The following is an 18,651-nucleotide window of genomic DNA, read 5'->3' as shown; positions in this document are numbered from 1 at the left end:
TGCTCCGGTCCGTGCCGAGGGGGCGGGGCTGGTGCACCAGGCAGGTCTCCTACGGCGGGGGCGGCCATGAGCCGTTACCGCTACGCGGAGCTGCACGCCCACTCCGCCTACTCCTTCCTGGACGGTGCCAACGAGCCTGCGGAGCTGGTGGAGGCCGCCTGCCGGCTGGGGCTGGAGGCCCTGGCCCTAACCGACCATGACGGCATGCCGGGGAGCGTCAAGCACGCTCAGGCGGGCCGGGAGCTGGGCCTGCCCACCGTCCATGGCACCGAGCTGACCATGGCTGACGGCGCGCACCTGCCGGTGCTGGCCCGGGACCCGCAGGCCTACCGGCGGCTCGTGCGCACGCTCTCCCGGCACAACCTGGAGGCGGGGCGGCGGCAGGAGCCCGCCCACCAGCTGGAGGTGCTGGCAGCCGCCCTGACTCAGGGCCAAGGTGGGCAGGGGGCGGGCGGGGCCGGGCGCTGCCTGGTGCTCACCGGCACGGCCCGCGGCCCCCTGCGCCGGGCCCTGGGCGACCCCCGCCGTCCCTCCGAGTGGGACCTGCAGGCCGCCGACCGCTGCCTGGGGAGGATGGTGGACCTGCTGGGCGCCGGGGACCTGGCGGTGGAGGTCTGCCTGGACGGCGGCCCGCTGGACGCGGCGCTCACGGAGGCGCTGACGGGCCTGGCCCGCGCCCACCACCTGCCCCTGCTGGCCACCGGGGCGGTACGCTGCGCCCGCCCGGCTGACGCCCGGGTGGCGGACGTGCTCACCGCCAACCGGCTCGGCCTGGACCTGGAGGGGGCCCGCGCCTACCTGGGGGCGGTGGGGCGCTGGCTGCGCGGGCCGGAGGAGATGCTACGGCTGCACCGGCGGGCGCCCCACGCCGTCGCGACGGCCGCTGAGCTGGGCCGCGAGCTGGCCTTCGACCTGGCCCTGATCGCCCCGGATCTGCCCGACCCGCAGGTGCCTGCAGGCCACAGCTCGGCCACCTGGCTGCGGGAGCTGGTGCGGCGCGGGGCCCTGGAGCGCTACGGCCCGCGGGAGCAGGAGCCCCTGGCCTGGCAGGTGCTCGACCACGAGCTGGAGGTGATTGAGGCGCTGGGCTTCCCCGGCTACTTCCTGATAGTGCGCTCGATCGTGGACTTCTGCGAGTCCGCGGGGATCCTCTGCCAGGGGCGGGGCAGCGCGGCCAACTCCGCCGTCTGCTACGCGCTGGGCATAACCGCGGTGGACGCCGTGCGCCACCAGATGCTCTTTGAGCGCTTCCTGTCCCCGGGGCGCAAAGGCTACCCGGACATCGACCTGGACATTGAGGCCTGCCGCCGCGAGGAGGTCATTCAGCACGTCTACGCCCGCTACGGGCGTGAGCAGGCCGCGCAGGTCGCCAACGTGGTCTCCTACCGGCCCCGCTCGGCCCTGCGCGACGCCGCCCGCGCCCTGGGCTACCCGCCCGGCCTGCAGGACCGCTGGGCCAAGGGGCTGGAGAACCGCTGGGGCAGCAGCGTCAGTGGCGGGGCAGGCGCGCCGGGGGCGGCGTCGGGGCCACCGCCTGAGCCGGGGCCGCTGCCTGCGCCGGTTGGCGGTGCCACCCTGGCGGGCGCGGGGCAGGCAGGTGCTGGGGGAGCGGGCCTGGAGCAGCCGGTGCCGGAGCTGGTGCTCCAGGTCGCTGACCGGCTGCTGCGCCTGCCCCGCCACCTGGGCATCCACCCCGGGGGCATGGTGCTGGCGGACCGCCCGGTCACCGAGATCTGCCCGGTGCGCTGGGCCGCCCTGGAGGGGCGCAGCGTGCTGCAGTGGGACAAGGACGACTGCGCCGAGGCGGGGCTGGTCAAGTTCGACCTGCTGGGGCTGGGCACGCTCACCGCCCTGCGCCTGGCCTTCACCAGCCTGGGGCAGCGGGGTGAGACGGTGCCGGAGCTGGCTGCCGGGGGCGTGCTGCGCCCCTCCCAGCAGGGGCGCCCTTGGGGGCTGCACACCCTGCCGGAGGAGGATCCCGCCGTCTATCGCCTGCTGTGCTCCGCAGACACGGTGGGCGTGTTCCAGGTGGAGTCACGTGCCCAGATGGCCACCCTGCCGCGCCTGCGGCCCGCCTGCTTCTACGACATCGTGGTGGAGGTGGCGCTGATCCGGCCCGGGCCGATCCAGGGCGGCGCGGTCAGTCCCTATATCCGGCGCCGCCTGGGGCGTGAGCCGGTCACCTACCTGCATGACAGCCTGCGCCCCGCCCTGGCCAGGACCCTGGGGGTGCCGCTCTTCCAGGAGCAGCTCATGAAGATCGCGGTGGACGCCGCCGGGTTCAGCCCGCAGGAGGCGGACGGGCTCCGGCAGGCCATGGGGGCCAAGCGCTCCGCCGAGCGGATGGAGCGGCTGCACGAGCGCCTGGTGACGGGCATGGTGGAGCGCGGCATGGACCCGGCCACCGCCGAGACGGTCTTCAGCCAGCTGCAGGCCTTCGCGGACTTCGGCTTCCCGGAGTCGCACGCCTTCTCCTTCGCCTACCTGGTCTACGCCGCCGCCTGGCTCAAGGTGCGCAAGCCTGAGGACTTCTACGCCGGGGTGCTGGCCGCCCAGCCCATGGGCTTCTGGTCCCCCCAGAGCCTGGTGGCCGACGCCCAGAGACACGGGGTGCGCGTGCTGCCGGTGTGCGTCAACTCCTCCCAGGTGCAGGCCAGTGTGGAGCGGGTGCCAGTGCCCCTGAGTACCGGTGCGCGTCCCAGCCCGGGGCCGCTGGCGCCGCCGGAGGCTGGGGAGCAGGCGGTGGCCAGGGACCGGCCAGGCGCTAGCGAGTACGGCGGGGAGGGGGAGGCAGGTCCGCAGCCTCTCAGCCCCCTGGACACCCACCCTGACCTGGCGGTCCGTCTGGGGCTGGCGCCGGTCAAGGGGCTGGGAGCACGGGTGGCGGAGCGGATCGTAGCGGAGCGGCAGGCCCACGGTCCCTTCCGTGACCTGGCGGACCTGGCGCGGCGGGTGGCGCTGGGACGCACCCGCCTGGAGGCCCTGGCCGCCTGTGGCGCCCTGGAGTCCCTGGGGCTGGAACGACGCGAGGCCCTGTGGGCGGCAGGCCCCCTGGCCCTGGAGCACGGCGGGCCGCCTGTAGACGTGCGCCCGGGCCCGCCGGGTCGTACTGGTACGCCCGTGGCTCTGCCTGGCCCTGCTGTCACAGACCCTGCGATACCCGGTCCGGCTGCGGCGTTCCCGGCGGCGCCTGGTACTGCTGCTGCACCTCCGGGTCCCTCTGACTCTGCTGCTAGGCCCCCGGCCTGGCCTGGTGGAGGCACCCGGGGCGCCCTATCCCCTACGGGGAGCAGGCGGAGCGGCCCCGGCGCCTGGCACCAGCCGCCGCTGCCGGGCACGGTCGTCGGCGCGCAGGCTCCCACCCTGCCACCTATGCCGCCTGCGGAGCGCACGGCGGCGGACCTGGTGCTCACCGGCACCACCACCGGCCCCCACCCGCTGCGCTACCTGCGGGCGGCCCTGCGGGCGCAGGGCGTCCTGCAGACCGCCGAGGTCCTGCGCACCCCCGCAGGCACCCGGGTGACGACGGCGGGGGTGGTCACGCACCGGCAGCGCCCCCACACCGCCGTCGGCATCGTGTTCCTGAACCTGGAGGATGAGACCGGGCTGCTCAACATCGTCTGCGCCCCAGGGATGTGGCGGCGCTTCCGGACGGTGGGCCGCCGATCTGGCGCCCTGGTGGTGCGCGGCGTGGTGGAGGCCGCCGACGGCGTGGCCGCCGTCCGGGCTGAGCACCTGGAGGCCTTGCCAGGGGTGCCCACCACCCGCAGTCGGGACTGGTGCTGAGCCTGCAGCAGGTGCGCTGTGAAGCTGCCGCAGCCCGTACCCCAGGAGTGCAGGTCTGTCAGGGAGCAGAACCGGCAACCGCTGCCAGGACCGGGCTCGCACGGCAAAAGCGCTGTTCAGCCCGCTCCGGGGGCCGTGGTGCCGTGCTCCCCTGGGCCGGGGCCGCGCGCTTTACCTTGCTCAGAACGGTCAGGGGGTCGTGGCGTTCCTGCTGGCCCGGTAGGAGGGCAGGTCGCCGGTCACAGGCAGGTCCTTGACCCGCAGCTCGGCGTACACCGACCACAGCACGCTGATAAGCGGCACCGCCACGATCGCCCCCAGCAGCCCGGCCGAGTAGGTGCCCACCGCCACCGCGACAATTACCGCCACCGGGTGCAAGGAGACCTGCCTGCCCATGATCAGCGGCTGCAGGATGTGCCCCTCGATCTGCCCGATCAAGGCCACCCCCAGCCCCACCACGATCGCCTTTACCAGGCCGCCGGAGGCCAGGGCCACCAGCATCGCGATCAGCATGGCGATAGGCGCCCCGATAATCGGGATAAAGGCGCCGATAAACACCAGCACCGCCAGCGGGGCGGCCAGGGGCACCCCCACCAGCTGCAGGAACACCCCCGCCATGAGCGCGTCGGTCAAGGCCACCAGCACCGTGCCCCGGGCGTAGCCGGAGAAGGTGTACCAGCCTGCCCCGGCCGCCCGGTGGACCCGCTCGCGCACCCGCACCGGCAGCTCCTCCAGGAACCAGCGCCACATCCGTGAACCGGAGGCCAGGAAGAAGATTGAGGTGAACAGCGCCAGGGCCAGCACCGCGAACACGTCCACCACCGTGCTCGCGTTGGACAGCACCTCCCCGGCCAGGCTGGGGGCGTTTGACTGCAGGTACTCCTGCCCCTGCTCCAGCCACAGGGTCAGCTGCTGGGTGAGCTGCTGCTGGGTCACGTGGAAGGGCAGCGGCCCGTGCTCCAGGAAGGCGATGACCGTGTCCAGGCCGTGGGAGAGCTCGACGGCCAGGCCGTTCCACTGGCTGACCACCGAGTTCACCACGTAGAAGACCAGTCCCGATACCCCGCCGAAGGCCAGCAGCAGGGCCAGGATGGCGGCTGGGTAGCGGGGCAGGAAGCGGGCCAGTAAGGTGGACAGCGGGTTGAGGATCGAGGTGACCACCAAGGCGATGAACAAGCCGATGAACACGGGGATGACCTGGGAGGTGGCGTAGAAGACCATCCACACGGCGATAACCACCCCGATGCCCAGCCAGGCCCCCAGGCCGGAGCGAACCAGCCAGGACGGCAGGGTGTCCAGCACCTGCGGGGCGCGGGGCGCAGGTGCGGTGTCCACCATCTCCACCGGCTCTGCTCCGTTAAGGAGCGGCGGCACCGTGAGCGGCGGCCTGGCCGTCGGGTAGGGCCGGGCCTCGGCCCTCTGCCGGTTCTCCTGCCGCAGCTCCTCCACCCGGGCCAGGCCGGTGCGCAGGCTGCTGGCCCAGCCGCTCAGGCTCCGGCCCGTCAGCGCCAGCGAGCCAGGACGGGGGGCTGCCGCCTTGGAGGGCTGATCGTCACCGGCCACACCCAGCAGGCTGGCCAGCTCGGCGGTGTCCCGCGCCAGGGCCACCGCGCCTGCCAGGGACGGGGCGTCGCCGTAGCCCCACAGGACCCCTACGCAGTCCACGCCCTGCTGCCGGGCCCCTTCCACGTCATGGGAGAGGTCCCCCACGTGCACGGGGTGGCTGGTGTCCGCCCCGGCGGCGGCCAGGCGGTCCAGGGCGGCGCGTACCACCGCGGACTTGCTGCCGCTGGCCGCGCCGTCTCCCGCGCCGGAGATCACCGTGAAGTAGGGGGCCAGGCCGTAGGACTCAATGATGTGGCGGGCCAGGCCCTCGTTCTTGGAGGTGGCCAGGGCCACCGGCACCCCGGCCTCACGCAGCGCCTCCAGCAGCGCGCGCACCCCTGGGTACAGGACGGCCTCGTGCATGACCTGCCGGTAGTGGTGCCGGTAGACCGCTACCGCCTGGTCGTTCTCCGCGCCTTCCAGGCCCGCGTTCAGGCGAAAGCCCTCAGAGAGCGGCGGACCCACGTAGCGCATGAGCTCCTCGTCGCTGGCGGGCGGCAGGTCAAGCTCCTCCAGGGTGGCACGCAGGGAGCGCAGTATCACCGGGGCCGAGTCCGTCAGGGTACCGTCCAGGTCCAGCAGCACGACCGTGGGGGCCACCTCCAGGGGAGCGGGGCGCGGCGGCCTGCCGGGGGCGGAGGCCTGCCGCGGCTGGTGGCGGTCTACCCTGACCCGGGGCAGCTTCATGGGGCCTCCTAGCTCACAGCCGACTCAGGCCTAAGCCTACTAGCGTGTACTCCATGACGACCTTCAACGGAGCCAGCGCGTCCCTCGGTACGGCCTTGAGCGGACTGCCCCGCTGTGCCGTCCTGAGCCGCGGCCGCGGGGGTGAGCCCCGGCTGCTCGTGGACGCCCCGGCGGGCAGCGCCGAGATCTACCTCTTTGGTGCCCACCTGACTGCCTGGACGCCCCGGGGCGGCAAGCCGGTCCTGTTCCTGTCCCGCCAGGCGGTCTTCGACGGCGCCACCGGCATCCGGGGCGGCGTGCCCCTGTGCCTGCCCTGGTTCGGGGCAGGACCGCAGGGCACCTCCCGCCCTAGGCACGGCTGGGCCCGCACCATGACCTGGCGGCTGCGCTCGGTGCAGACCACGGCGGAGGGCGGGGCAGTCGCCCTGCTCACCCTGGAGCACGACTCCCTGGCCGTTATGTACGAGGTGGAGGTGGGGCAGACCCTGAGGCTGAGCCTGTCGCTGCGCAACACCGGCAGCAGCCCCCGCCTGGTGGAGGCGGCTCTGCACTCCTACCTGGCGGTCCACGACGTAACCGCCTGCCAGGTCACGGGCCTGGAGGGGGCGGAGTACACCGAGGGCAGCGTCAGCGGGCAGGTGCAGGTGGGGCCGTTGCAGGTGCGTGGCCCGGTGGACCGGGTCTACCGCTCCTCAGGCACCGTGCGGGTCACCGACCCGGGCGGCTCGCGCACGATCGTGGTCGAGGGCCTGGGCTCACCGACCACGGTGGTGTGGAACCCCTGGTCGGGTTCCGCCAAGGGCATGGCAGACCTGGCTGACGACGAGTTCCCCCGCTTCCTGTGCGTGGAGACGGCGGCGGCCCGGCAGGACGCCCCGGTGCTGGAGCCGGGGCAGACCTGGTCCCTGGGGGCCCGGCTGTACACCGAGTCCCTGTAGAAGCCCCGCAGGACCTTGCAAGGCCTTGTGAGCAGGGGCACGCAGGCCGGGATTGTGCGCCCGGCGCGGGCCCGTGCTAAGTTCTCCCTCGTCGCCCGGCAGGCTCGCGCCACCGGACGGCGGAACAAGTCCGAGTGGCGGAATAGGTAGACGCGCTAGCTTGAGGTGCTAGTGCCTTATTAAACGGGCGTGGGGGTTCAAGTCCCCCCTCGGACACCGCAACACCCCTGGCTGGCCAGTAGGCCCCGGGGGTTTCTTCCTTCTGGACGGCGGGCACAGGCGGCCGGGCCGCAGGGCTGCCCTGACTAAGCCCGGGCCGGCCCCCGGACCTGGGCCAGCGCCCGCACCAGGGATGGCGCCACCGCCAGCACCGCCACCCGCAACCCGCTGGCGGCCCTGCCACCGTGACCGGCCGCCCACTAGGCTGAGTCCTATGCACGTCTTCGAGATCACCGTCCCGGCCACGCAGCGTGACGGCCGTGAGCTGCCAGCGCTGCTGCTGTCCGCCCCCACCGAGCAGGACGTGGACCAGATCGCCGCGATCTGCCAGGACCCGGACATCCAGGAGTGGACCACCGTGCCGCGGGGCTACACCCGGGAGCACGCCGTCGCCTTCGTGCGGGAGACGGTGGTGCCGGGCTGGGAGAGTGGGCAGGACCTGAGCTGGGCGGTGCGTGAGCTGGACGCGGACGGCCGGGCCCAGCTGGTCGGCATGATGGGGCTGACCAGCGTGGGGCACGGGGTCTGGGAGATCGGCTTCTGGCAGGCCCCGCAGGCCCGTGGGCGCGGCACCGTCACCCGTTCGGCGCAGGCGCTCATCACTATGGCCTTCGACCCGCAGGGGCCCCTGGCCGCCCAGGCCCTGCGGTGGCGCTGCGACATCCACGACGGCGTGCCCAACTGGCCCTCCTGGCGGGTGGCCTGGTCCCTAGGCTTCCGTCGGGAGGGGCGGGTGCGCTCCTACCTGCCCAACGACGGGACCCTGCAGGACGGCTGGGTGGCCACCCTGCTGCCGGGGGAGCCGCTGCGGCCCGCCGCCCCCTGGGACGGCCCCTTGACCGTCGGTGGCCAGGTGGCGGGCTCCTCACACGACAGGGGCAGGCGCACCCCCCTGGTGCCCCACGACGGCGTCGGGGAGCGGGAGGGGGACGACCCCGAGGCCCTGGTGCGTCGTTTCCACAAGGTCTACGGTCTGCCGGTGCAGACCGACGGCCCTAGCCTGGAACGCAAGAGCCTGCACATGCGCATGGGGCTGATCGCCGAGGAGTTCGCCGAGCTCACGGGCGCCGTCTACGGGGCGGCTGCTCGCCGGGAGGTGGAGGAGGCCTACGGCCGGGCGGTGCGGGCCGACGACGGCAGGCGCGACACCGTGGAGGCGGCCGATGCCCTGGCCGACCTGGTCTACGTGATCTACGGCATGGCGCTGGAGACCGGCATCGACCTGGCGGCGGTGCTCGCAGAGGTGCAGCGCTCCAACATGTCCAAGCTGGGGGAGGACGGGCAGCCCATCTACCGGGCGGACGGCAAGGTGCTCAAGGGGCCCGGGTTCTTCCCCCCGGACGTCGCTGGCGTGCTGGGCCTGAGCCGATGAGGGCCTGGCCGGGCGCAGGCGACGGCGTCGGTGGGGCGGGCCTCCAGTCTCCTGCCCGCCTGCGGTGCCGCCTGCCGCAGGCGCCCAGGCCAGGCAAGGACGTGCAGAAAGACGGAGCGCCTGCCCCCAGGCATGGCACGATGTGCCCATGACCGATCCCTCTACCAGCCTCAGCCCCGCAGTGCCGGAGCTTGACCCTGGCAACTGCCTGGCCGCCCCCTGGACCCTGGACCTGGGGCTGCCGGACTTCGCCGCGGTACGCCACCAGGACATCGAGCCAGCGGTCCGTGCGGGCATGGCGCAGCAGCGGGCCCAGTGGGAGGCGGTGGCCACCGACCCGGCTGAGCCGAGCGTCGCCAACACCCTGGTGCCCCTGGAGCGCTCCGGTGACCTGCTGGACCGGGCCCTGACGGTGCTCTACAGCCTCACGGCCGCCACCGAGTGCCCGGAGCTGGACGAGCTGGAGGAGCGGCTGGCCCCGGAGCTGGCGGCCCACAAGGACGCCTTCGACCTGGACGTCCGCCTGTACCGGCGCTACAAGGCCCTGCACGACCGGGTGCTGGCGGCCCAGGCGCAGGGCGCCGCGCCCACCGACGCCGCGGGCGCCCCCGTCGACGCCGCCACCGCGCGGCTGCTGCGCCTGGCGGTCGAGGACTTTGAGCGCAACGGCGTGGCGCTGCAGGGGGCGGAGGCCGCCCGCCTGCGGGAGCTGAACGCCCGCCTGACCACCCTGACGACCTCTATCGGCACCCGCATGGCCAAGGCCATGCACGACGCTGGTGTGGTCAACTTCACGCTCACGCCTGCGCTGGCTGCCACCGAGCCCCACAGCGCCCGGGTGGAGCTGCTGGAGCGGTCAATGGGCCGGGGGCTGTCCGGAGAGCACGACGTGCGCGCGGACGTGCTGGAGGTGGCGGCCCTGCGGGCCGAGCGCGCCCAGCTCCTGGGCTACGCCCACCACGCCGAGACCGTGGCCGCCGCCTCGGCCGCCAGGAGCACGGAGGCGGTCAGCTCCATGCTGACGCGCCTGGTGGGCCCCGCGATGGCCAACGCCCGCCAGGAGGCGGCCCGCTACGCCGAGCGCATGGCTGCCGACCCGGCGACCGAGCCGGGCGAGGACTTCGGCCCCGCTGACTGGCGTCGCTACGAGGAGGCGGAGCGCAAGGAGCGCTTCGGGGTGGACGACGCCACCCTCGCCCCCTACCTGGAGCTGTGGAACGTCGTCGAGAAGGGCGTGTTCTACGCGGCCACTGCCCTGTACGGCATCACCTTCCACGAGCGGCCGGACCTGGCCGCCCACATGTACGACCCCAGCGTGCGGGTCTGGGAGGTGCGCGACCAGCAGGCGTCGTCGGCAGGAGCGCCAGCGGAGGCTGGGCGGGCGCCGTCAGCGGGCCAGGAGGCCACGGCTGAGCCGCAGGCCCCGGTGCTGGCCCTGTTCGTGGCGGACATGTTCGCCCGCCCCGGCAAGGGCGGGGGCGCCTGGATGAACGAGCTGGTCACCCAGTCCCACCTGACCGGCAGGCGGCCGGTGGTCATCAACTGCGCGAACTTCGAGCAGCCGGAGAGCGGACCCACCCTGCTCAGCTGGGACCAGGTGGTCACCTGCTTCCACGAGTTCGGGCACGCCCTGCACGGCATGTTCTCCGACACCTACTGGCCGAGCGCCGCCGGCACGAGCGTGCCCCAGGACGTGGTGGAGTTCCCCTCCCAGGTCAACGAGTCCTGGGCCCTGCACCCCCGGGTGCTGGCCTCCTACGCGGTGCACGTGGACACGGGGGAGCCGCTGCCCGCCGGGCTGGTGCAGCAGCTGCGCGCGCAGGGGGCCTTCGGACAGGGGTACGCCACCACCGAGTACCTGGGGGCGGCCCTCCTGGACCAGGCCTGGCACACCCTGCTGCCCGCCCAGGTCCCTGGCAGTGCGGAGCAGGTGGAGGACTTCGAGCACCGGGCCCTGCAGGCGGTCGGGATCGACGACGCCCTGGTGCCGCCGCGCTACCGCACCACCTACTTCCAGCACGTGTTCGCGGGCTACTACGGCGCGGCCTACTACTCCTACATCTGGAGCGAGGTCATGGACGCCGACGCCACCGACTGGTTCCGCACCGACGGGCAGGGTGCCCAGGACGGGGACCTGGGACTGAACCGCCAGGCGGGTGAGCGCTTCCGCCGCGAGTTCCTCAGCCGCGGAGACTCCCGCGACCCCCTGGAGTCCTTCGAGTCCCTGACGGGCCGCCAGCCGCGCATAGAGCCGCTGCTGCGCCGTCGGACCCTCGACTGACCTCCTGCGGGCTGACAGATAACCGACCCACCGAAGCACCTCTAGTAAGGACAAGCACTATGGCACGAGTAACTATTGTCGGCGGCGGATACGGCGGGATCGCCCTGGCCAAGGCCCTGGACCCCGTGGCTGAGGTCACGCTGATCGAGCAGAAGGACACCTTTGTCAACCACGCGGCCGCCCTGCGTGCCGCGGTGGACCGGGAGTGGGCGGAGAAGATCTTCCTGCCCTACGACAACCTGCTGCAGCGGGGCCGCGTCATCCAGGGCACCGTGATGGCGGTCAAGGGCACCACCGTGTCCGTCTCCGGCGACGGGGAGATCGAGGCCGACCACCTGGTGCTGGCTACCGGCACCGCCTACCCCTTCCCGGCCAAGCACATGGAGTCCATGGCAGTGGTGGCCAAGGCCCGTATCGAGCGGGCCCACGTCAACCTGGAGCAGTCACAGCGCGTGCTGGTGGTCGGTGGCGGGGACGTCGGCATCGAGCTGGCCGGGGAGATCACCTCCGCCTTCCCCAGCGTCAAGGTCACTCTGCTGGAGATGGCGGAGCAGATCCTGCCCAACGGGGGCTACAAGCCCGAGCTGCGCGAGTCCATCCTGGAGCAGCTCGCGCAGCGGGGCGTGGAGGTGGTCACCGGCGACAAGCTCGCGGCCCTGCCGCCGGTGGACCCCGGGGTGCTCTCACCCTTCCGTGTCACCACCAAGAAGGGGCTCCAGCTGGAGGCCGACATGTGGTTCCGTGCCTACGGGGCCAGCCCCGCCACCGGCTACCTGGGGCCGGACTACGACGACATCCGTCACTACGACGGCACCATCCGGGTGGATGACCACCTGCGGGTGGTGGACCACCCGGGCGTGTGGGCCATCGGCGACATCACGGACGTGCGGGAGACTAAGCGGGCGGACGCGGCCCGCGCCCACGCCGCGGTGGTGGCGCAGAACATCACCGACCTGATCGAGGGCCGGCCCGCCAGCGCCGTCTACACGCCCCAGCCTGAGCTGGTGGTGCTGCCGCTGGGGCCCGACGGCGGGGCCTCCCAGGTCATGCGTGACGGCCTGCGGGTGGTCGTGGGGCCGGAGGAGACCGCCCGCATCAAGGGTGAGGACCTGTTCTCCTCCTTCGTCTCCCAGACCCTGGGGCTGGCTGACTGAGTGCCTGGTAGCCGGGTGCGGCGGCCTGGGCGGGCACTGCCTGGGGCCGCCGCGCCCGTTGCCTGCCCACTTGGGTGACCTACGGGGGCTGTGAGCCGCTAGGCTGGGCACATGACGAACGACCCGCGGTCCGCGCTCAACCGACTCATCGCAGCCTTCGAGGCGCACCTGGACGCCGCAGCGACGGGGGACGAGCTCTCCCCGGCGGTCGTCGCCACGGAGAACGCCCTCCAGGACGCCTTCTTCACCTACGACGACGCCCTGTTCACCACCTACGGCATCGAGCTGCCTTTCGACACCGTTGAGGACGACGGTGACGTGGAGGACGATGACGACGACTTCGACGAGGACTTCGACGACGACGGTGAGTACGAGGACTTCGACGAAGACGACGACGAGGACTGAGCCTCCCGGTGCGTCCTGAAGGCCCAGGCAGGCGCCCCACCCTCAAGGACCTCGCGGAGGCCACCGGCACCTCTGTCTCGACCGTCTCCCGGGCCCTGAGCGGTAGCCCCCGGGTGGGGGAGGCCACCCGCAGACGCATCCAGGAGGAGGCTGCCCGGACCGGCTACCGGATTGACCTGGCGGCGTCCTTGCTGCGTGCCGCCACCAACCGCAACGTGGGCCTGGTGTGCCGCCTGGAGCAGGAGCTGCACGCCGCCCTGCACGAGCAGATCCTGGCTCGCGCCCAGGAGCAGCGGCTGAGCCTGGTGGTGCACTCCGTCAGCGAGAACCACCCGGTTGACATGGCCTTGCAGGCACTGGAGCAGCTGCGCTGCCAGGCCGTCATCGTGCTGGACCCCAGCCAGCTGGTGGGGCTGGACCTGGCGGCGGTGCGCATGCCGATGATCGGGGTGGGGCAGGAGGCTCCGGGACCGGTGGTGGACCTGGTGACCTCGGACAACACGGTGGGGATGCGCCAGGCCTGCGAGCACCTGGCGGGACTGGGGCACCGGCAGGTGTGCTATCTGGACGGCCCGGCCGGAGGCTCGGCGGACGCCCGGCGCGGGGCCTTCCTGCGGGCGGCTGATACTACGGGGCTGGCGTACCGGGTGGTGACTGCCGGGGCGAGCCTGGACGCGGGTTTCCAGGCCACTGAGCATCTGCTGGGTGCGGGTGGCTTGGGACTGGGGGAGGATACCGCGCTCGTCTGCTACAACGACCAGTGCGCTCAGGGGGCGGTGGTGGCGCTGCTGCGCGCGGGCCTGCAGCCTGGCAGGCAGGTGTCGGTGACGGGCTGCGACAACTCCCGTATCGCCGCGAGCCAGGCCTTTGACCTGACCAGTATCGACCGGTGTCCGGCGGTGGTGGCCTCCCTGGCGGTGGAGCTGGCCTGCAAGCGTCTGGAGGTGGTTGGGCCACCGGGGGACGCCGAGCGGGTGCGGGTGGACACGGAGCTGGTGGTAAGAGGCTCTACCGGTCTGGTGGCTTAGGTTCCCCTTACCGGTCTCGCGGTACCGATGTCCCGGTCTCGCGAGACCGGGACATCGGTACCGCGAGACCGGGACATATGGCTCACGAGATTTCCGGATATCCACAACGGACCTGGGCCCGGACGCACGCAGGCGCGCCCGGGCCCAGAGCCAGAGGTCCCTGACTCAGCTGGGGTCGATCATGAGCCGCTGCAGCAGCTCGGCGTGGGTGCGCGGCGGCGCCACCAGCACAGAGCCCTTGTGGCGCACGTCGAGCGGGGTGCCGTCCAGGCGGGTGAACACCGCGCCTGCCTCCTGGCAGATCAGGGCCGCAGCCGCGATGTCCCAGGGCGCCACCCACATGTGCACGAAGGCCCCGGCCCGGCCGCAGGCCACCTCCACGCACTCCAGGGCCGCGGAGCCGTAGCGGCGGTGGCCACGCGACTCCACCAGGCACTGGGCCAGGCGGGGCAGGGCCTGCATCTCCTTGAGGTCGGTGATTATCACGCAGTCGGTGCGTGCCGGTCCCTGGCCCAACGCCCCCAGCGGCTCGCCGTCGCAGCTGGCGCCCTGGCCGCGCACGGCGCTGTAGACGTGACCGCCTACGACGTCGGCCACCACACCGACCAGGGGCACGCCGTCCTCGCACAGGGCCAGGGAGACGGCGTAGTCGCGGCGGGTCTCCACGAAGTTCATGGTGCCGTCAACCGGGTCCAGCACCCACACCAGCCCCTGGAAGGAGTCGATGGAGTGGCCCTCCTCTCCCAGCAGGGGCAGGCCGGTACGGGCCTGGAGCCGGTCGGCCACGAAGTCCTCCACCGCCCGGTCGACGGCGGTGACCAGGTCGTTGCGGCCGGACTTGGTGCGCACGTCCAGGCCCTCCCGACGGGCCGGGTCCTGGGCGATCTGCGCGGCCTGGGCCACGGTGTCCAGGGCCACCTGGAGCAGGTGGTCCAGGTCCGGGGTGCTGGTGCTCATGCTGAAGCCACCTCCTGGGGCTTGTCCTGGGAGAACTTGCGGTCTGCGCGGAGCATACGCTCCTCCAGCAGTGCCACCACAAGCAGGCAGGCCAGGCCCACTACCGCGGAGAAGATCAGCACGGTGAAGGTGGATCCCCAGCCGTGCAGGGTGTGCCCGAAGACCGTCAGTCCGTCCTTCTTGGGGTCGGCGATACGGCCGAGCAGCACCTTGGCCATGGAGTCACCGAAGACGTAGCCGAAGGCGCGGGGCACCGCGTTGACCACTACGGTGGCGGTCTTGGGGGCGAAGCCGATCACGCAGATGCCGATCAGGGTCACGGGGCCGAAGATCAGGAACCCGATCAGGAACAGGGCGCCGTAGACCACGGCCTCGGAGGATGCCTGGGAGTAGACCATGATGGGCACGATCACCAGGCCCAGGCCGATTGCGGCGGTGACGGCGCGGCGTCCCCCGAGCTTGTCGGAGATGAAGCCCCAGGCCAGGGAGCCGACCAGGCCGCCCATCTCCAGCGCGATGGTGGTGTTCACGGCCGTGTAGTCGGAGAAGCCCAGGACCTCGTGGGTGTAGAGCACGTTCCAGTTGTCGATGCCGATGCGCACGCAGTAGGCGGCCACGTTGGCGACGCACAGGAACCACACCGCCGGGTTCTTGACGACGTAGTCCATGAGGATCCGGCCCTTGGAGACCTCCTCGGTGACGACGTCGGCCTTGGCCACCGGCTCCTCGAAGATCGTCTCGGGCCGCTCCCAGCCCAGCTCGGAGGGGTCGTCCTTACCGAAGAAGAAGCCCCAGATACCGATGGGGATCGCCACGATAGCGGGCACGATGAACATGCCGATCACGTTGCCGTTGAACAGCGTGTTGGCGCCCCACAGGGCCAGTGCCCCGGCGGCCATGGCCCCCAGGTTGTGGGAGGCGTTCCACCAGCCGATGAAGCGGCCCCGCAGGCCGCGGGGGGTCCAGCGGTTCATGGTGGAGTTGCAGCAGGGGCCACCGGGGGCCTGGAACAGGCCGTTGAGGGACCACAGCAGGATCAGGATGCCGTAGGGGTTGTTCGTGGCGGCGAGCACCGCCCCGATCAGGATCGAGGTCAGTCCGGAGGCGATCAGCAGGGCGGAGACGACGCGCTTGGTGTTCTTGCCGTCGGCGAAGAAGCCGAGCAGGAGGCCACCGAAGCCGTAGGTCAGGGAGAAGGCAAAGCCGATGGTGCCCAGCTCGGTGGTGGACAGGCCGACCTGCTCCTTGAGGAAGGGCTGGGCGGACTTGAAGTTGGTGCGCAGCAGGTAGAAGCCGCCGTAGCCGATCACCAGGACCGAGTAGACCTTGAGGAACTCAACCAGCCAGCGCTTGCGCTGCTGGGGCAGGGGCACGTCGCCAACAGGCTTGGCGTCGATGCGGAACAGGGAGGATATAAAAGACATGCGCCACCTCGTTGTGGTTGCAGGGAGCCGGGCTTGCCGACTGGCCGCTGTGCGGCATGGAACACACTATACAAACGTTTGCGCAGATGTGTGCAAACGTTGCCGCAACCTGTTTGCGGTGCGTCGTCCGGCTGTCTGTCCGGTATGGCTGAAGAGCCTAGGTGGCGTGGCAGCGGCAGGAGAGGTGGCGGGGTGCTAACGGGGCGGCCGCCAGGGGATCAGAAGCGCTCCGGGTAGCCCAGCTCCGGCGCCGTCACCTCGTCCAGCACGTGCCGGATCTGAGGCGGCAGCACCAGCGTCTCGGCGGAGAGCAGCCCCTGCAGCTGGGCCGGGGTGCGGGCGCCCAGCACCGTGGCCGAGACCCCCGGGGCGTCGCGGGCCCAGGCCAGGGCGATCTCCACCGGCTTGCGGTCCAGCCCCGCGGCTGCCGTGGACACGGCCTCCACCACCCGGCGCTGGCTCTCACCCAGGTAGGGCGCCACATAGGCCCGCAGGTGGGGCGAGGCGGCGCGGGAGTCCGGGGGAGTGGTGGAGCGGTACTTGCCGCTGAGCACGCCGCGCCCCAGCGGCGCGTACCCCAGCACCCCGGCTCCCAGCGCGTTGGTGGCAGGCAGTACCTCCCGCTCGATGCCTCGGCACAGCAGGGAGTGCTCCACCTGGACCGCCGCCAGGCCCGGGCCGCCCTGCCCCAGCAGGTCAGCGACCCGCACGGTGGCCCAGGCCGGGTGGTTGGACAGGCCCACGTAGCGGGCCCGGCCCGAGGAGACCGCTGCCTCCAGGGCCGAGGCGGTCTCCTCCAGGGGGGTGGTGTGGTCCGGCACGTGCACCAGCCACAGGTCCAGGTGGTCGGTGCCCAGACGGGTCAGGGACTCGTCCAGCACGTCCAGCAGGGTGCCGCGGGAGGTGTCGGCCACCGAGCCCCGCTCGCCGGTGCGCCAGGTGCGGATGCCCGCCTTGGAGACGAGCACCACCTCCCGGCGGTCCACGTGCCCGTGCAGGAGCTTGCCGATCACGTGCTCGCTGAGGCCGTCGCCGAAGGAGGCGGCTGTGTCCAGCAGGGTGCCGCCCGCGTCCAGCAGCAGGTCCAGCTGCTCCTGGGCCTCTGCCTCGTCCGTGTCACGCCCCCAGGTAAGCGTCCCCAGCCCCAGGGCTGAGACGCGCAGACCCGTGCCGCCAAGTCTCCGGTGCTCCATGCGTTTACCGTATGCCCCGCAGATGGCCGGGGGCGCGTCGGCACGCACCTGGCCGGAGTTGGGCTGGTCTCAAAGCGGCCTGGGTCAGCCCTCAGGACCTGGCACCCAGCAGCCTCTGCAGGCCGTCCGGCGGGGCCTCAGGCGGCTGACCTCCGAACTCCGGGCAGCGGTCCTGGAAGGCGCACCAGTCGCACAGCCGCGAGCGCCGGGGCCGGAACTGCCCGGACCTGGCACAGTCCTCCACCTCGTCCCAGATCCGCTCCACCTTGGTCTCCACCGCCTCCAGCTCTGTGGGGCGCGGGTCGTGGGTCAGGGTGCGGCCGTCCTTGAGGTAGATCAGCTGGGTGCGTGCCGGCGCCTGGCCCCGTTGGAGGCGCAGCACCAGCGCGTAGAAGCGCATTTGGAACAGGGCCTCCTCCTGGAAGCGCGGGCTGGGTGATTTGCCGGTCTTGTAGTCCACCACCCGCACGGCCCCGCTGGGGGCCACGTCAAGCCGGTCCACGAATCCGCGCATCAGCAAGCCGCCCCGGGTGCGGGCCTCTACCAGCACCTCCCGCTCCGCAGGCTCCAGGCGGCGTGGGTTCTCCAGCTGGAAGTAGGCCTCCAGCAGCTGGCGGGCCTCAGCCAGCCAGGGCTCCACCTGACCCGGCTCCGTGAAAAGGGTCAGGACCTCCGGGTGACGGCGCTGGTGGTCCTCCCACTGCCCCGGCAGCAGGTCCAGGGCGGCTGCGCTGCACCGCTGTGCGGCGGGCAGGTCAAAGAGCCGCTCCAGCACGGCGTGCACCAAGGTCCCCTTGTGGGTGGCCAGCGAGCCGGGCTCCGGCAGCCGGTCCACCGTGCGCAGGCGGAACAGCAGGGGACACTGCAGGAAGTCCTTGGCCCGGGAGGGGGACAGGGCCACTGTCCGGGCGCCGCCCTGGGGACGGGCCAGGGGGCCGGTGGGGCGCGGCGGGTTCTGCTGGGTCATGCCCTGACGCTACCGCCCACTCCTGGCACAGAGCCTACTCCTGCTCCACCGCCTGCCCTGGCGGGCTGCACAGCAGGGCGACGACGTCGTGGAGGCTCCTTGTCGCGCAGCCTGCCGCGCACCTCACCTGCTCGCGCGTCCTAGGTCAGCAGTGAAGGAAACTGCCTGAGGTATGATGTCCTCAACGTTGGGATTCCGCCGATCTACAAGCGGTCGACCCCGCAGGCGCGGGGATTAACCGAGTGTCCGCTCCAATAGTCAACTTATTGTGGCGTCGACCCCGCAGGCGCGGGGATTAACCGGCTAGGCATGAGCATAAGAATAGCACCGCCTGGTCGACCCCGCAGGCGCGGGGATTAACCTCCTCTCCACATGCCGGTTGTCGCAAAGCCCGAGGTCGACCCCGCAGGCGCGGGGATTAACCTCACATGCACGATGTCGTCGCACATGCAGACGGGTCGACCCCGCAGGCGCGGGGATTAACCTCCTCTCCACATGCCGGTTGTCGCAAAGCCCGAGGTCGACCCCGCAGGCGCGGGGATTAACCTCACATGCACGATGTCGTCGCACATGCAGACGGGTCGACCCCGCAGGCGCGGGGATTAACCGATAGCGACATTCGCGAGCGCACCAGA

12 protein-coding genes and 1 tRNA gene are annotated in these 18,651 nt (G+C 71.9%); 8 read left to right on the top strand and 5 right to left on the bottom strand.

The genetic code is table 11. The annotated features are described in order from the left end of the window. Positions 1-66: 66 nt before the first annotated feature. The gene (gene dnaE / locus JG540_RS05745; RefSeq protein ID WP_234042694.1) at positions 67-3,786 is read left to right on the top strand and encodes a DNA polymerase III subunit alpha; all 3,720 of its coding nucleotides are present in this window, start codon (positions 67-69) and stop codon (positions 3,784-3,786) included. A 189-nt stretch (positions 3,787-3,975) separates the two neighbouring features. On the opposite strand, the gene JG540_RS10710 is transcribed toward dnaE, so the two are convergent. Then, entirely contained in the window at positions 3,976-6,078 is a 2,103-nt protein-coding gene (locus tag JG540_RS10710; RefSeq protein WP_407648292.1) for an AI-2E family transporter, read from the bottom strand. A gap of 53 nt (positions 6,079-6,131) precedes the next feature. Between JG540_RS10710 and JG540_RS05730 the strand changes: the two genes are divergently transcribed. The 7 genes from JG540_RS05730 (at position 6,132) to JG540_RS05700 (ending at position 13,475) form a co-directional block, all read left to right on the top strand. Beyond that, positions 6,132-7,016 (top strand): D-hexose-6-phosphate mutarotase, encoded by an 885-nt coding sequence (locus JG540_RS05730; RefSeq protein WP_200274708.1) that lies wholly within the window; start codon positions 6,132-6,134, stop codon positions 7,014-7,016. Positions 7,017-7,144: 128 nt separating this feature from the next. Next, positions 7,145-7,232: transfer RNA gene (locus JG540_RS05725), tRNA-Leu, on the top strand. 217 nt (positions 7,233-7,449) lie between these two features. Then, the gene (locus tag JG540_RS05720) at positions 7,450-8,607 is read left to right on the top strand and encodes a bifunctional GNAT family N-acetyltransferase/nucleoside triphosphate pyrophosphohydrolase family protein (RefSeq protein ID WP_200274707.1); all 1,158 of its coding nucleotides are present in this window, start codon (positions 7,450-7,452) and stop codon (positions 8,605-8,607) included. Positions 8,608-8,755: 148 nt separating this feature from the next. Then, on the top strand, positions 8,756-10,888 hold the full coding sequence (locus JG540_RS05715) for a M3 family metallopeptidase (protein ID WP_200274706.1): 2,133 nt from the start codon (positions 8,756-8,758) through the stop codon (positions 10,886-10,888). Between the two features lie 59 nt (positions 10,889-10,947). Beyond that, complete coding sequence (locus JG540_RS05710) at positions 10,948-12,042, top strand: NAD(P)/FAD-dependent oxidoreductase (protein WP_200274705.1); 1,095 nt, start codon at positions 10,948-10,950, stop codon at positions 12,040-12,042. Positions 12,043-12,153: 111 nt separating this feature from the next. Next, positions 12,154-12,447 (top strand): DNA primase, encoded by a 294-nt coding sequence (locus tag JG540_RS05705; RefSeq protein ID WP_200274704.1) that lies wholly within the window; start codon positions 12,154-12,156, stop codon positions 12,445-12,447. 8 nt (positions 12,448-12,455) lie between these two features. Beyond that, the gene (locus tag JG540_RS05700) at positions 12,456-13,475 is read left to right on the top strand and encodes a LacI family DNA-binding transcriptional regulator (RefSeq protein ID WP_200274703.1); all 1,020 of its coding nucleotides are present in this window, start codon (positions 12,456-12,458) and stop codon (positions 13,473-13,475) included. Between the two features lie 165 nt (positions 13,476-13,640). Here JG540_RS05700 and JG540_RS05695 read toward each other — a convergent pair whose 3' ends face one another. The 4 genes from JG540_RS05695 to JG540_RS05680 form a co-directional block, all read right to left on the bottom strand. After that, the gene (locus tag JG540_RS05695; protein WP_200274702.1) at positions 13,641-14,432 is read right to left on the bottom strand and encodes an inositol monophosphatase family protein; all 792 of its coding nucleotides are present in this window, start codon (positions 14,430-14,432) and stop codon (positions 13,641-13,643) included. After that, on the bottom strand, positions 14,429-15,856 hold the full coding sequence (uhpT, locus tag JG540_RS05690) for a hexose-6-phosphate:phosphate antiporter (protein WP_200274701.1): 1,428 nt from the start codon (positions 15,854-15,856) through the stop codon (positions 14,429-14,431). Before uhpT ends, JG540_RS05695 begins: the two co-directional genes overlap by 4 nt. 218 nt (positions 15,857-16,074) lie before the next feature. Then, positions 16,075-17,049 (bottom strand): aldo/keto reductase, encoded by a 975-nt coding sequence (locus JG540_RS05685; protein ID WP_200274700.1) that lies wholly within the window; start codon positions 17,047-17,049, stop codon positions 16,075-16,077. 91 nt (positions 17,050-17,140) lie between these two features. Then, positions 17,141-18,016 carry a RecB family exonuclease gene (locus JG540_RS05680; RefSeq protein ID WP_200274699.1) on the bottom strand — a complete coding sequence of 292 codons (876 nt, stop codon included), beginning with the start codon at positions 18,014-18,016 and terminating at the stop codon, positions 17,141-17,143. Positions 18,017-18,651 lie beyond the last annotated feature (635 nt).

The organism is Actinomyces weissii (assembly GCF_016598775.1).
GTDB lineage: Bacteria > Actinomycetota > Actinomycetes > Actinomycetales > Actinomycetaceae > Actinomyces > Actinomyces weissii.
Note: the sequence above shows the minus strand (reverse complement) of the source record. Positions and strands in the feature narration are given on the sequence as shown.